Source organism: Pseudomonas sp. 5Vm1k (genome assembly GCF_056161485.1).
Map to the genome: position 1 here is coordinate 25,116 of NZ_JBSPCZ010000009.1, position 15,363 is coordinate 40,478.

Annotated in this window: 11 protein-coding genes; 10 read left to right on the top strand and 1 reads right to left on the bottom strand. The window is 59.9% G+C overall.

Features of this window, described 5'->3' with window-relative positions:
• Together ACWIKB_RS18510 and ACWIKB_RS18515 are read left to right on the top strand one after the other, a co-directional pair.
• Entirely contained in the window at positions 1-1,620 is a 1,620-nt protein-coding gene (locus ACWIKB_RS18510; protein WP_475268671.1) for a DUF2300 domain-containing protein, read from the top strand.
• Positions 1,621-1,623: 3 nt separating this feature from the next.
• The gene (locus ACWIKB_RS18515; protein WP_475268672.1) at positions 1,624-2,433 is read left to right on the top strand and encodes a YfaP family protein; all 810 of its coding nucleotides are present in this window, start codon (positions 1,624-1,626) and stop codon (positions 2,431-2,433) included.
• A 64-nt stretch (positions 2,434-2,497) separates the two neighbouring features.
• Here ACWIKB_RS18515 and ACWIKB_RS18520 read toward each other — a convergent pair whose 3' ends face one another.
• Entirely contained in the window at positions 2,498-3,376 is an 879-nt protein-coding gene (locus ACWIKB_RS18520; protein WP_475268673.1) for a LysR family transcriptional regulator, read from the bottom strand.
• Between the two features lie 125 nt (positions 3,377-3,501).
• Between ACWIKB_RS18520 and ACWIKB_RS18525 the strand changes: the two genes are divergently transcribed.
• From ACWIKB_RS18525 to ACWIKB_RS18560, 8 genes are all read left to right on the top strand, one after another.
• Positions 3,502-4,692 carry a serine hydrolase domain-containing protein gene (locus ACWIKB_RS18525; protein WP_475268675.1) on the top strand — a complete coding sequence of 397 codons (1,191 nt, stop codon included), beginning with the start codon at positions 3,502-3,504 and terminating at the stop codon, positions 4,690-4,692.
• Positions 4,693-4,931: 239 nt separating this feature from the next.
• Positions 4,932-6,092, top strand: a complete 1,161-nt coding sequence (locus ACWIKB_RS18530; protein ID WP_475268677.1) for an acyltransferase family protein — start codon at positions 4,932-4,934, stop codon at positions 6,090-6,092.
• Between the two features lie 41 nt (positions 6,093-6,133).
• Complete coding sequence (locus ACWIKB_RS18535; protein ID WP_475268678.1) at positions 6,134-7,312, top strand: efflux RND transporter periplasmic adaptor subunit; 1,179 nt, start codon at positions 6,134-6,136, stop codon at positions 7,310-7,312.
• Positions 7,309-10,494 (top strand): efflux RND transporter permease subunit, encoded by a 3,186-nt coding sequence (locus ACWIKB_RS18540; protein WP_475268679.1) that lies wholly within the window; start codon positions 7,309-7,311, stop codon positions 10,492-10,494. Before ACWIKB_RS18535 ends, ACWIKB_RS18540 begins: the two co-directional genes overlap by 4 nt.
• A 79-nt stretch (positions 10,495-10,573) precedes the next feature.
• Positions 10,574-11,575, top strand: a complete 1,002-nt coding sequence (locus ACWIKB_RS18545) for a zinc-dependent alcohol dehydrogenase family protein (RefSeq protein WP_475268680.1) — start codon at positions 10,574-10,576, stop codon at positions 11,573-11,575.
• Entirely contained in the window at positions 11,572-12,756 is a 1,185-nt protein-coding gene (locus ACWIKB_RS18550) for an MFS transporter (RefSeq protein WP_475268682.1), read from the top strand. The genes ACWIKB_RS18545 and ACWIKB_RS18550 overlap by 4 nt, the downstream gene beginning before the upstream one ends.
• Positions 12,757-12,975: 219 nt before the next feature.
• Complete coding sequence (locus tag ACWIKB_RS18555; RefSeq protein WP_475268684.1) at positions 12,976-13,842, top strand: LysR family transcriptional regulator; 867 nt, start codon at positions 12,976-12,978, stop codon at positions 13,840-13,842.
• Between the two features lie 469 nt (positions 13,843-14,311).
• On the top strand, positions 14,312-15,340 hold the full coding sequence (locus ACWIKB_RS18560) for a beta/alpha barrel domain-containing protein (RefSeq protein ID WP_475268685.1): 1,029 nt from the start codon (positions 14,312-14,314) through the stop codon (positions 15,338-15,340).
• Positions 15,341-15,363: the final 23 nt, after the last annotated feature.

Below are 15,363 nucleotides of genomic sequence, written 5' to 3' on the forward strand. Positions count from 1 at the left end.
ATGACCCGACCTCTGGTCTGGTTGCTGCTGTGTTTACTCCCTGCGCTGGCGACAGCGCAGGACGAACCGCTGCGGCTGGGCTTCAAGGGTGAGTTGCTGTCGTTGAGCCCGACTCAGGTGATTTCCCGCGAGCCGCTGCCGGCGGATTTACAGACGCCGTTGGGCAGTTTGTGGAAGTTGTTTGTCTACGGCTGGCTGGTGGATACCGGTGCTCATGAGTCGCCTTATGAATGTCGCGGGCAATCGAAGGAAGAAGTTTATTGCTGCACGGCTGGCGGGAAGATTGGGCGTGATCAGGCGTTGGTGAAGTCTTGCGGGTTGTACTTCGAGCCTGCGCGGCTGGGCATTACTGGCGCTGACTGGCGCCAGTATTGGCAGGCTCGGCAGGCGCCGGAATGGTTGCTGAACTTGCCGTCGCTACAGCCTTCGACTCGGGTTTCGGTTGTTGAATTGTTGAAGGTGCTGGCCGTAATGCCGGCGCAGGATCAGGCGCGGCGGGTGTTGCTGGATGTGGTGTTGAACGCCGCTGACGGCAATGTCGTCGGTGAACTCGGTGGCCGGTTGCGGGTGAAAACCTGGAGCTGGCTGGGAGATCAGGACCCAGCGTCGCGCCAGGGTGGGTTTGCCGGGTGGACGGTGGATGGCACGCCGATCTGGGCCGGTGGGCGTGGGACCAGTCAGATGGTGCTTCGTCATTATGGTGCGGCGCTGGCGTCGGTGGTGCCGGTGGATTGGCCGGTGGATGCGGGGCGTTGCGTTGAGGTTGGGCTGTTTTCGCGCTATCCGATTGGTCGTGTTCTGGCGGGGGATCGGGTTGTTTCCTCCGGGCCTTTGCAGGGTGATTACCGCGTTGAGTTCGCCAATGGCAATCAACTGGATATCCACAGCGACGGCGAACTGTTTCTGCTCAAGGACAAGCTCGTCGCCCGTCTGGACCGCGAAGAATATGTCGCCCGCGTCCTCCAGCGCGAAGCCAAACCCGAACCGGCTGAAGCTGCCAAAGCACTGGCCATCGCAATAAGAACCTACCTGCTGCAAAACGCCACCCGCAACGGCGACTGCCTGAGCATCGACGACAGCAGCAGTCGTCAACGGGTCGCGCCACGCCCGGCCACCGCCGAATCGCGCAACATTGCCGCATGGACCAGCGACCTGGTCTTGGCCGGCAGCACCGTCACCTACCACTCCGATCAACCCGGCCCGGACAAACTTTCCTGGCAACAAGCCGTCGAACAAGCCAACGCCGGCCAACGCTACGACGCGATCCTGCTGCATGCCTACCCGCGCGCCAGCCTCAGCCGCTGGGACAATCCCGTCGCCTCCTGCGAAGCGTTGCCCGCCGCCCAAGACTGGCTGCAAACCCAACGCCGCGGCTGGCGCCAACGCCTCGAAAACGAAGTCGGCTACAACGAAGTCAACACCTTCGCCGTCTGCCGCCTGGCCTTCGGACGCCCCTATGTCGACCGCGAACGCCAACGCATTTACGTGCGCGGCGTGCTGTCCCTCCAGGACCGCCTCGACCTGACTCACGAATACCTGCACCTGGCCTTCGAAGCACACCCCAACGGCCAGGATGAAACCTACATCGAAGGGCTCGCCCGCCACCTCTTGCTGGAATAGGCCATGAAACTCCGTTATCCACAGGTCTTCCTGTTCCTTTGCTCTTTTTGTGTACTGCCGGCGACGTTTGCCGGCTCTGTTGATATTGATACCCCCGTGGGCGGTTGGCGAACCGGTGCGGTTGAAGGCGAAGGCGAAAACTACCGCCAGACCGTCAACTACCCGGCCTCCTCGGTGAACACGCCGGTCGGCCAAGCCAACACCGCACGCATCAGCGGCCAGATCAAAGCCACGCCCAAGTCGGGTGAGCCTGGGCGATTGATCGTCAATGGAATCAGCATGCCGTTGAAGATTGACGCTGCCGGACGTTTTGATCGCCCGTACTCGTTTCCCAATGGCAGCAACAGCGTTGAAGTTCGTAGCCCGGATGGGCAGCAGCGGCATCGCACGCAATTCCTTCACACCAGTGGCGGGGCCACGCCGGCCAAGTTGCGGGTGTTGTTGTCGTGGGACAGCGATAACACGGATTTGGATTTGCACCTCATCACCCCTGACGGCGCGCATATCTGGTACGGCGATCGCGTCGCACCGAACGGCGCGGCGCTGGATGTTGACGTGACCACGGGTTACGGCCCGGAAATCTTCTCCATGCCGGCGCCGATCAAGGGCCAATACCTCGTTTACGTGAACTACTTCGGCGGTGGATACCGCAGCGATGAAGAAGGGCAGGAGGATGCGGTGCAGGCGTTGACGACGGCGCAGGTGACGGTGATTACCGAGGAAGGGACACCGAACGAGAAGATGGAGACGTTCCTGGTGCCGATGCGGGCAGTGGGGGAGTTGACGTTGGTTAAGGGGTTTAGTTATCCGTAAGGGCCTGCGCCACTCTGCGGGTCAGGACCATTGAGTCGGGCAGCAGGTGGCTGCCCTCACGACCTCACCCACCCTCACAAATAAAATCAATAAACGCCCGCAACTTCGGTGTGAGGTGTCGGCTCGATGGCCACACCACCTGGATGTTCAGCGTGCGCTGCACCTGATCGGGCAGGATCGACACCAGCTCACCGTTATCCAGGGCCTCGCGTACGGCGAATTCTGGGACGCAGGCGATGCCCAGTCCTTGCGTGGCCATGTGGATCAGCATCTCCAGGTTATTGCAGACCATCGTCGCCGGCACTTTCAAGTCCAGGCCATCGGCAAGCCCCGTCAGCGGCCATTTTTCCAGTTTGCCGGTGGAGGGCAGTTTGTAATGCAGGCAGTGGTGTTCCTGCAATTGCTCGACGTTGTCCGGGTAGCCTTTGCTTGCGAAGTAACCGGGGGCGCCGACCAGATGGAAGCCGAAGCTGTTCAGCTTCCTCGCCATCAGCCTGGAGTCGTGCAACTGGCCGGTGCGCACCACGGCGTCGAAACCTTCCTCGACCACGTCCACCAGCCGATCGGTGAAATCCAGTTCCAGTTGAATGTCCGGGTAGCGTTGCATGAACCCTGACAGTTGCATGAACAGGACGTTGCCGAGCAACGGCAGGCTGATGCGCAATTTTCCACGAGGCGTTTCGCTGGAGCTGGAAAGCTCCTGTTCGGCGGCTTCCAGTTCGTTGAGCACGCGGCGGCAGCGCTCGAGAAACAACGAGCCTTCGCTGGTCAGGTTGATGCTGCGGGTGTTGCGATGGAACAGCCGTGCGCCGAGTTTTTCTTCCATGCGCGCAATGCTCTTGCCCACTGCCGAGGCGGAGATCCCGAGCAAGCGCCCGGCCCCCACAAAACTGCGGCTTTCGGCGACTTGCACGAAGACTGTGATGCCATTGAGCTTATCCAACTCTCACTCCCTTGATTGCGGACAAAAAGGTCCGTGGACCTCGGAATTCTAACCTCTGTTTCCCGGCAACTGCCCGCTCTACCATCGACCCATCCAGTTTTGCCATCCAACTTTTGGGGTCCGATATGTCCGTTAACGAACCGCTTCGACAGCTACAGTCACTTCGTTCCTTCGAGCCCGTCCAGTTAGGCTTACGGGTCGACGCCGTGCTCGAACATACCCTGCAGGATCAACGCCTGGTGGGCGCCGTGGTACTGGTGTCGCACCGCGGCCAGCTGATCTACCACCGAGCGGCCGGGCTGGCGGATCGCGAGGCGCAATTGCCGATGCGTGAGAATGCCTTGTTTCGGTTGTCTTCGGTATCCAAGCCGATCGTTTCGGTGGCGGCGTTGGCGTTGATCGGCCAAGGCAAACTCAACCTTGATGACGATATCACCCGTTGGTTGCCGTATTTCAAACCTACCTTGAGCGATGGTCAGCCAGCGGTCATTACAGTGCGTCAGTTGTTGAGCCACACCGCCGGTTTTACTTACGGTTTTTTGGAAAGCGATCAAGGTGGGCCTTACCGCGATGCCGGTGTGTCCGATGGTATGGAGCGCAGCAACCTGACGCTGGAAGACAACCTGCGTCGTCTCGGCCACGCCCCGTTGCTGTACAAGCCGGGTAGCTCGTGGGGTTACTCGATTGCGACCGACGTACTGGGCGGTGTGATTGCGGCAGTCACCGGCACCTCGCTGGCAGCGGCCATCGACAAGCTGATTACCAAGCCACTGGGCTTGCCGGATGTCGGTTTCGGCGTGACCGACGTCAGTCGCCTGACTGCGGCGTACCTGAACGATCAGCCACAACCGCGGCGCATGAAAGAGCTGGAAGTGGTGCCGGTTTTCGAAGGCACTGCCGGCATCAAACTGGAGCCATCCCGGGCACTGGATCACACGGCGTTCAATTCCGGCGGGTCAGGGTTGATCGGTAGCGCAGGCGAGTTCCTGCAACTGCTCGAAGCCCTGCGCAAAGGTGGCGCGCCGCTGCTGCCCAAAGCGCTGGTCGATGAAATGACCAGCAACCAGACCGGCAACCTGCCATTGGATAATTGGCCTGGGCGCGGCTTCGGTCTGGGCTTCACAGTGCTCAAGGACCCGGCCGCCGCACAGACCGCCGAGTCGGTGGGCAGCTGGCGACTGGGCGGTGCCTATGGGCACTCCTGGTTCGTCGACCCGGTTGAGCAACTGACCGTGGTCGCGTTCACCAACACAGCCTTCGAAGGCATGTTCGGGCAGTTCACCGTAGACCTTTGCAACGCCGTTTACGGGCAATGACCGGTGCGCGGGTCCCTGTGTGCAGAGGCCCGCTCTCCCATAGAAAAAAGACGGTTCGCCCAGCGTTCCGCGCGCAACACCCTCTGTATTTAGCCGTACCCCTTGGGCTCACAGCCCCTCGCAACACTGCCTGCAACGCAAGCAACCGCCGTTAACGATTGTCGTGGTTTTTTTACAGGGAGCACGCTCCAGACGCGCAGGCGTCTGTGGGCGTGCCATGACTATTTGGGGATCGGGTAATGAAAAAAGCAGAGTTCTACCATTCGCATGCACACAGCAAGCTCGACTCGCTCACCGGGATACGTTTTCTCGCTGCGGCCATGGTGTTCATGTTCCACGCGTCGCTGACCCGGATCATCGGTTTCAACCCCTACGCCGACAGTGGGGTGATCGATGCTTTTCAACGGATCTTCAGTGGCGGCGGCTGGCTCGGGGTGTCGTTCTTTTTCGTGCTCAGTGGTTTTGTGATCACCTGGTCTGCGCGCAAGGGCGACAGCGTGACCGGTTTCTGGAAGCGCCGCCTGTTGAAAATCTACCCCAACCACATCGCCACCTGGGCGCTGGCGATGGTGTTGTTCGCCGTCCCGGCCGCCAGCGTCGCGATCTGGCTCCCCAACCTGTTGCTGGTGCATTCGTGGATTGCGCGGATGGACACCTTTCTCAGCGTCAACGGCCCTTCGTGGTCACTGTGCTGCGAGATGTTCTTCTATTTGCTGTTCCCGCTGGTGCTCAAGCTGATCTGGAAAATATCCGAGGAACGCCTGTGGCTCTGGGCCTGGGCGATGGTCGCGGGGCTGGCCCTGACGCAACTGGCGATTAAAGGGTTGGCGCCCGCCGCACCGTTTATCAAGGAATACCCGATTTCCCTGAGCCAATGGTGGTGGTCCTACTACTTCCCGCCAGCAAGGATGTTCGAGTTCGTGCTGGGCATGCTCATGGCGCGGATTCTCATGGCCGGACGCTGGATCGAATTGAGCGTGCCTTGGGCCTTCGCGCTGATGGTCGGCGGTTACCTGGCGGCCATGTGGGTGCCGTTCCAGTACAGCCTCAACCTGGTGACGCTGGTGCCGATCGCGGCACTGATCACGGCGATTGCCGCCAGTGACCTGAAGGACCGCAAGGGTCTGCTCAACAGTCGCTGGATGGTCTGGCTGGGGGAGATTTCCTTCGGTTTCTACATGATCCATCTGCTGGTCATGACCTACGCCACGCAACTGCTCGGCGGGCGATTGTTCGATAACTGGACCGCGACGGTGATTGTCGCCGCCACCTTCGGCCTGTCGATCTTCGGTGGCTGGCTGCTGTTCAACTTTATCGAGCGCCCGGTCATGCAACGTTGGGGCAGGACCAGCAAAGCCAAGGTGCAGGGCAACATGGCTACGCCTGAAACCGCGCTTTAAGTCACTTTCCACCGACCGCCTCACAACAAGGAAGTTGTTTTATGGACTCGATCCGAACCAAACGCCCGGCTAAAGCCCTCCTGCTTCGCGCAAGCCTGGCTTGCGCCATCGTTGTTGCCATGGTGATGGTGTTGCGCGGCGGACCCGCTGCAACCGCCAAGGCAGCCACTGCACCGCCGGCCGCCGAAGTCGACGTCGCCATGGCGCTGTCCCGGTCGGTGACGGACTGGCAGAGCTATACCGGACGGTTGGAGGCGGTCGAGAAAGTGGTGATCCGGCCTTTGGTATCGGGGACGATCGTGGCCGTGCATTTCAAGGATGGCGCCATCGTCAAGGAAGGCGACTTGCTGTTCGAGATCGACGCCCGACCGTATGCCGCCGAAGTCGACCAGGCTCAGGCGAGCCTGGCCGCCGCGAAGTCGCGAAGCCTTTACACCGCCACGGACCTTGGGCGGGCGCAACGGCTGATCAACTCCAATGCCATTGCCATGCGCGACCTGGACGAAAAACAAAACGCCGCCAGCGAAGCCCAGGCCAATGTCCGGCAGGCCCAGGCCATACTCGACAACGCCCGGTTGAACCTGGCCCACACCCGAATCAACGCGCCGGTCAGTGGCCGCATGTCCCGTGCCTTGGTGACTGCGGGCAACATCGTCAGCGCCGGTGAAAATGCTGCACCGTTGAGCACGCTGGTGTCGCTGTCGCCGATCTATGCCGCGTTCGATGTCGACGAGCAAACATTCCTGCGTTACCTCAATCACGGCAGTGCCAAGACCGCCGAAGTGCCGGTGATGCTCGGCTTGTCCAATGAAACGGATTACTCGCGCGAAGGTAAGCTGGCCTCCCTGGATAACCAACTCGACCTGCAATCGGCCACGCTGCGGGTACGCGCCAGTTTCGACAATACCGACGGCTTGCTCAGGCCCGGCATGCTGGCCCGGGTCAAGCTCGGAGGTGGCCCGCCGCGTCAGGCGGTGTTGATTGACGACAGTGCGATCGGCACCGATCAAGACAAGAAATTCGTGTTGGTCGTCACCGCCAATGATCAGGTGGAATACCGCCGGATCAGCCCCGGCAATCTGGTCGGCGACCTGCGAATCATCGATTCCGGTCTGCAAGCCGGCGAGCGCGTCGTGATCAATGGCTTGCATCGCGCACGGCCCGGGGACACCGTCCGGCCGTTACTCGCACAGCGGGCGGATGCGGGGAAAAGCCAATGAGCTTTTCACGCTTCTTCATTGATCGGCCGATCTTCGCTGGCGCGCTCTCGACCCTGATTTTGCTGGCGGGGATTATTTCGCTGTTCCGCCTGCCGGTCTCGGAATACCCCGACGTGGTCCCGCCGCTGATTGTGGTCAACGCCCAGTACCCGGGGGCGAACCCGGCGGTGGTGGCGCAGACTGTCGCGGCGCCGCTCGAGGAGCAGATCAACGGTGTCGAGGACATGCTGTATATGCAGTCCCAGGCCAACAGCGATGGCAACCTCACGCTCAGTGTCACGTTCAAGGTCGGGACCGACCCGGACAAGGCCCAGCAGCTGGTGCAAAACCGTGTTTCCCAGGCGTTGCCACGGCTGCCGGAAGACGTCCGGCGCTTGGGGGTGGTGACGATGAAGTCGTCGTCGACCCAAACCCTGGCGATCCACCTGATCTCGCCGGATGACCAGTACAACGCTACCTACCTGCGTAACTACGGCATCCTCAATATCAAGAACCAGCTGGAACGGATTCCGGGTGTCGGTGAGGTGCGGATCTGGGGCGGCGGCGATTATGCAATGCGCATCTGGCTGGACCCGGAAAAGGTCGCCCAGCGCGGGTTGAGCGCCAACGACGTGGTGGCGGCCATTCGTGAACAGAACGTCCAGGTCGCGGCCGGGGTCATTGGTGGCCAGCCCATGCGCACCGACGTTGCCCAACAGCTGTCGGTCAACACTCAGGGACGGCTGAAGACCGAGAAGGAATTCGGCGACATCATCGTCAAGAGTTCGGCGGGCGGGGCGGTGACCTTTTTGCGGGATGTCGCCCGGGTCGAACTGGCGGCTTCGGATTACGGTTTGCGTTCGCTGGTCGACGGCAAACCGGCGGTGGGTTTTGGCGTGTTCCAGATGGCCGGCGGCAACGCCCTGGCGATCTCCGATCAAGCGCGGGAGATCATGCGCCAGGCCAAGGAAGACATGCCGGCGGGGGTCGACTACACGATTGTTTTCGACCCGACCCAGTTTGTCCGTTCGAGTATTCTGGCGGTGATCCAGACCTTGCTTGAATCAACACTGCTGGTGGTGTTGGTGGTCATCCTGTTCCTGCAAACCTGGCGTGCTTCGATCATCCCGCTGCTGGCCATGCCGGTGTCGATTATCGGCACCCTGTCACTGATGCTTGCCTGCGGTTTTTCGATCAATGCGCTGTCGCTGTTCGGCATGGTGCTGGCCATCGGCATTGTCGTCGACGATGCCATCGTGGTGGTCGAAAACGTCGAACGCAACATCGCCCGGGGGTTGAGCCCCAAAGCCGCCTCCTACAAGGCGATGGACGAAGTCAGCAAACCGATCATCGCCATCACCCTGACGCTGGCCAGTGTGTTTGTGCCGCTGGCGTTCATGCCCGGGCTGACCGGGCAGTTTTATCAGCAGTTCGCGTTGACCATCGCCATCTCGACCATCCTTTCGGCGTTCAACTCGCTGACCTTGTCGCCGGCGCTGTGTGCGCTGCTGCTCAAGTCCCACGACGCACCCAAGGATCGCCTGAGCCGCGTGATTGATCGGTTATTGGGCCCGTTGTTCAGTCGCTTCAATCGACTGTCGGCGCGGGGTGAGCAGTCCTACGGCAACAACCTGGGCCGGGTCATCCAGCGCAAAAGCCTGACCCTAGGGTTGTATGCGGTGTTGCTGGGTGTCACTGCCTGGCTCGGCCATTCGTTGCCCAGTGGTTTCGTGCCGGCCCAGGACAAGGAGTTTCTTGTCGGCCTGGCGCAACTGCCCAACGGTGCTTCGCTGGAGCGTACCGAGCAGGTCATCCAGCGGATGAACGACATCGCCCTCAAACAACCCGGCGTGGCCCACACCCTGGAATTTCCCGGCATGTCGGTCAACGGTCTGATGAACTCATCGAGCGCCGGCATTATCTTCGTGATCCTCGAACCGTTCGCCAATCGCCACGGTTCGCAGATGAGCGCCGGCAATATCGCAGCGGCGCTGAACCAGCAGTTTGCCGGGATCAAGGAAGCATTCACCGGGGTATTCCCGCCACCGCCGGTGTTGGGGTTGGGCACTTTGGGCGGCTTCAAGTTGCAGTTCGAGGACCGTGGCGCGTTGGGCTTCGAGAAGCTCGATGAAGCAGTCCGCGGGTTTCTCAAGCAAGCCGCACTGGCTCCCGAACTCGGGCCGAGTTTCTCCAGCTACCAGATCGATGTGCCGCAATTGAAGGTTGATCTCGACCGGGTCAAGGCCAAGCAGTCGAAGGTCGCCATGACGGATGTCTTCGATACGTTGCAGATCTACCTGGGTTCGCTGTACGTCAACGATTTCAACTTGCTGGGCCGGGTGTACCAGGTGCGTGTGCAGGCCGATGCTCCCTTCCGGGCGCACGCCGACGACATCGGGCAACTGAAGACCCGCAACGCCGACGGCAACATGGTGCCGCTGGCCAGCCTGGTGGAAGTTCATCCCACCTATGGGCCGGAAATGGTCGTGCGCTACAACGGCTACACCGCCGCCGACCTGAACGGCGGCCCGGCACCCGGTTATTCGTCGGGTCAGGCTCAAGCGGCGGTGGAACGTATCGCGGCGGAAACGTTGCCCAAGGGCATCAAGTTCGAATGGACCGAGTTGACCTACCAGCAAATCATTTCCGGCGATGCCACGTTGTGGATTCTACTGATCTGCATGCTGCTGGTGTATCTGGTGCTCGCTGCGCTTTATGAAAGCCTGTTGCTGCCGGTGGCCATTTTGCTCATCGTGCCCATGGGCATCATGTCGGCGTTGCTCGGGGTCTGGCTGACCCAGGGCGACAACAACATCTTTACCCAGATCGGCCTGATGGTGTTGGTGGGGCTGGCGAGCAAGAACGCCATCCTGATCGTCGAGTTTGCCCGTGAACTCGAACAGCAGGGCCACAGCATCGTCCGCGCCGCCATCGAGGCCAGCCAACTACGCCTGCGCCCGATTCTGATGACCTCGATCGCTTTCATCATGGGGGTCGTGCCGTTGGTGCTCTCCACCGGGGCGGGCGCCGAGATGCGCTACGCCATGGGCGTCGCCGTGTTCTTCGGCATGCTCGGGGTCACCCTGTTCGGGCTCTTGTTTACACCGGTGTTCTACGTCGCGCTGCGGTTGCTGGCTACCCGGCGACAGCACCCGGTGGTGGACGCCTACGTGCCATCGGTTGCGGACACAAGTGTCCGCTGAGAATGGAACGGCAGCTTGTTTTTCAGTAGTTGCACTCACTTTAAAGTAACTGGCAATCAACGAATGAAAGGGGCAGTAAATGACGCGCACCGTGCGGTTTGACCACTATGGTGGCCCTGATGTACTCAGGATCGATGACATCGAAGTACCTGAGCCAGGGCCCGATGAAGTACGGATCACCGTCAAGGCAATCGGACTGAACCGGGCCGAATCCATGTTCCGTGCCGGCCAGTATCTGGAGGAGGCGCAGTTCCCTTCCAGGTTGGGTTACGAGGCGGCGGGCATCGTCGAATCGGTCGGCGCGCACGCCGGCCAGTTTGCCGTGGGTGACATCGTCAGCCTGGTCCCGCCGGCCTCGATCGCGCAGTGGGGCACCTATGCCGAGCTGGCGGTGGTGCCCGCGGCGATGCTGGTCAAGCATCCCGCCACACTGTCGTTCGCACAAGCCTCGGCGGTCTGGATGCAATACCTCACGGCGTGGGGCGCGTTGATTCACGTTGCTGCGTTGCAGCCAGGGGAGTTCGTGCTGATCACGGCGGCGTCGAGCAGTGTCGGCCTGGCCGCGATTCAAATCGCCAACCAGGTCGGCGCGATCCCGATTGCCGTCAGCCGCACCCAGGCCAAGCGTGAGCAACTGCTGTCCGCTGGCGCAGCCCATGTGGTCGCCAGCCAAGCGTCGGACTTCAATCAGCAGGTCGAACGAATTACCGAAGGCAAGGGCGCCCGGGTGATCTTCGATCCGGTGGGCGGCCCCTTTCTGGAGCACCTGGTCGATGCCGCCGCCAGCGGCGGGATCGTTCTGGTGTACGGCGCACTGAGCCCGGAACCGGCGCCATTCCCGCTGTTCAAGGTGCTGGGCAAAAGCCTCGCGCTACGCGGTTACCTGCTGCACGAAATCACCTCCCGACCCGAGGTGTTCGAAGCGGCCAAGGCCTATGTCATCGCCGGCCTCGAAGCGCAGACCTTGCGTCCGATCATCGCCAAGACGTTTGCATTCGAGCAGATCGTCGACGCCCACCGTTATCTGGAAGCGGGCGAACAGTTCGGTAAAGTCGTCGTCACGCTGGAGTCCAGCTCATGAAAATGCTCCATCCGATCTACTTCCTGGCGCTTGGCCTGTTTGGTGTCTACACCATCGAGTTCGGCGTTGTCGGGATTCTTCCGGTGATTATCGAGCGCTTCTCGATCAGTGCGTCCCAGGCAGGCCTGCTGGTGGGGCTGTTCGCGTTGATCATTGCGGTGTGCGGGCCGGTCATGGTGTTGTTGCTGTCGCGCTTCAACCGCAAGAAGGTGCTGACCATTGCGCTGTTCATTTTCGCCGGCACCAGTGTGCTGTCGGCCTACGCGCCGAACTTTGAATCGCTGATGGTGCTGCGGATCATCCCGGCGCTGTTTCACCCGGTGTATTTCTCCCTGGCGTTTGTCGCGGCGGTGTCGCTTTATCCTCCTCAAGAGTCGACCCGCGCTGCCGCCAAGGCGTTTGTCGGCACCAGCATGGGCATGGTGTTGGGCGTGCCGTTGACGACGCTGATTGCGGCGCAGTTTTCCTATGAAGCCTCGTTTTTGTTCTGCGCCGTGGTGAACTGCATTGCCGGCCTGGGGATCATTGCCAGGCTGCCGGACGCGCCCGACAAAACCCGCGTTTCCTATACCGAGCAGTTGGCGATTCTGCGTAAGTTTCCGCTTTGGCTGAACATCACCGCTTCGACCCTGATTTTTGCCGCGATGTTTTCCGTGTACAGCTATTCCGCCGAATACCTGGCCAAGGAAGCAGGCATGAGTGCGCAACTGATCAGCATCCTGCTGGTGATTTTCGGTATCGGTGGCGTCGCCGGCAATCTGTACGCCGGCAAGCTGATCGGGCAGAACATGGTCAGGACGACGCTCTTGCACCCGATCCTGCTGGCAGGTGCGTATGGGTTGTTGTACCTGTTTGCCGGTCCGTCCTTCCTGACCATGCTGGTGATTGTGGTGATCTGGGGCGCGACGCATACCAGTGGCCTGATTGTCACGCAGATCTGGCTGACGTCCGAAGCACCGGAAGCGCCGGAATTTGCCACCGGTATCTACATCTCTTTTATCAACCTGGGCGTGACGATCGGCTCGACCACCGGCGGCTGGTTCCTGGCGCGCATGGGGTTGCAGGGCACCCTGTACAGTGGTTTGCTGTTTGCCGCGCTGGCGTTGTTGGTCATCGTCGTCAAAGTTGTATTTTTCAGTGCCGAGTCGCGCAAGGGAGGCGCGCAAATCGCGGCAGACTGAGTGTTGAAAAGCATCATGGCCCGCACGGATGGGGGTTCTGTTTTCGTCAGTGCGTGGCCGGTATCGAATGTATGTTCCCAAACAAGGATCTCCAGGAAGGAAGCCTTTGGGTGAACTGCCTGGATTGTCATTCCATTGAGAATCGATCGAGGCTGCATGAGCTCATTACCATTAGATAAAACGTCCTGTGCCTGGCCCAAGGGGCTGGATTCCCGGGACATGAGCATGTTCGACTGGGAGAACTTGCGTCACTACGTCACCTTCGCCCGCACGCAGTCCCTGAGCAGCGCGGCGAGGGAGCTGGGGGTGGAACATGCCACGGTGGCACGGCGTATCGCGGCACTTGAATCCTCCCTGAACCTGAAACTGGTCGACCGGCGTAAACGTAACTACGAGATCACGCCGTTCGGCCACCGCATCGCTGAAATCGCCGGCCGGATGCAAAAAGACGCCAAGGCAATTTCCAAGGTGGCGCTCTCCGTGCAGACGGAGATGGTCGCCGACCTGGCGGTCAGTGCACCGCCGCTGCTGACCTCCGAATTCATTGCCCCGCACCTGGGGCGTCTGCGCCGCGAACATCCCTCGATCAATGTCAGCCTGCTGATGCAGGACGATATCGGCACCCTGTGCAATCCCGAACCGGATTTGATGATCCGCCTCTGTCGACCCACCCAGATGGACCTTGTCGCGCGCAAGATCGGCACTGTTTCGTTCGGGTTATATGGCAGCGTGGAGTACCTGGCAGAGCACACCCCCGAGCAGTACGAGTACATCGTCTATGACGAGAGCATGGAGCATTCCCGAAAACAGATCTGGTTGCGTGAAGTTTGCGCAGAGCGTCCCGTAGTGTTGCGCGCCAGAAGCCTTGAAGTTCAGGCGTCAGCGGCGCGTGCGGGCGTCGGTATTGCCTTGCTGCCCAACTTTTACGGCATGAAAGATCCTGCACTGGAAAAGGCCAGGTTCGATTCCGCCGACTTGATGATCGATATTTGGTTGGTGGTTCATGAGGATTTACGTAAAGAAGCACCTATACGGTCACTGATGGACTTCCTGGTCAGTTGTTTTCCGACGGAACAGTATTTTTGAAATGCACTTTTAGAGGCATGCGTAGTTCAGTCTGGAATTAACACAAGGTGAATTTTTTAACCCCCCAGGGTGAATACGGGGAGTTTACAAACAAGCGGGCTGATTCCAGTATCTGTCCAAGAATAAGAAACACGTAGATTCCTCCGGCCGCTGAAAACCTTGACCAGGGTTTTCACGAGTCTCCCCCACCGGCTACGGCACACGCTTCTCCGGTGCGGTCTGAATCCATAATAAAAAAAACAGCAATGATTCCGCTTGCCCATCGAATCCATTCGATGGCAACTGGAGCATTAACGCTGAAAAACTTTCGTTGATTCTGCCTTTGGCCTTTGCGGCCCTCGACTCATGCCTTGTAAAAAATTGTTCATAAATAACCCTGCATAACGGCAACGTTACTACTGGAGAAACCCGGGGCGTACTTGCGTGCGTGTCCAAGGTTTTATTGAAAGCCCTCAGAAGGAATTGGATCATGAGCAAAGTTAAAATCGTTGATGTAACGCTCCGTGATGGTGGTTATCGTAATAACTTTGAGTTCACCACTGACTATGCAGTCAATGCGGTCGGGCACCTTGCTGATGTCGGTGTAAGTCACGCGGAGATTGGTTATTGCAATGGTTCTTTCGTGCGCAAAAAAGAGCACGGTCTTAGCAGTTCGGTGAACCCGGAATATATAGATTCGCTGCGCCGTGCGGCCCATGGCCAACTGGGTCTATGTGTCATGGTTCACCCGCGTAATGTCGCCAGCGAAGACTTTGAAATGCTGGCCGAACATGGCGTTGGAATGATCCGGGTGTGCTTGCGTGCCGATCAGCTTGAACAAGGCCAGGCCACTATCAAGTTGGCCAAGTCGTTCAACTTTCAGGTCAGCGCCAATATCACTCACATCACCACACAAACACCCGGCGCCATAACGGATATCGCGTTGCGAGCGGAAGGTGCAGGGGCCGATATTATTGTGTTCGCCGATTCCAACGGCAACATGATCCCCGATGATGTCGAGCGACTGATCAGCCGGATTTCCCGCAGGGTCCATGCGCCGCTGGGGTTCCATGCGCACAACAATCTTTCCCTGGCACTTTCCAACTCTATCGCCGCTGTCGATGCGGGTGCCGAATACATCGACACCTCGATTTGCGGCATGGGCAAAGGCGCGGGCAACTTGCACCTGGGCATGTTCATCGCCTACCTGGAGCGCATCGGCAGCGCCAATGGCTATGACCTGGTCAAGGCTCTGCAGTTATCCGAATACACCGCCCAAAGCGTGCCGCTGAGCAGCATGCCGGCACCGCTCATGGACGTGATGCTGGGCGCCTACAACCTGCCTTTCGATGTGTCGCAACGGCTTGAGGACACCATGTCCCGGCTGCAAATCAGCTCGACCTTCCAGGCGCTGCGAGCGATGCATGAACAGGATCTGTTCCAGCGTCACGCCGTTCGGCCGACGGTGATTTCCCGGGCCAGCTTCCCGACTCAACTGACTGCAGAAGGGAAAATGTGATGACGGTCCTTCATCCATCGGCG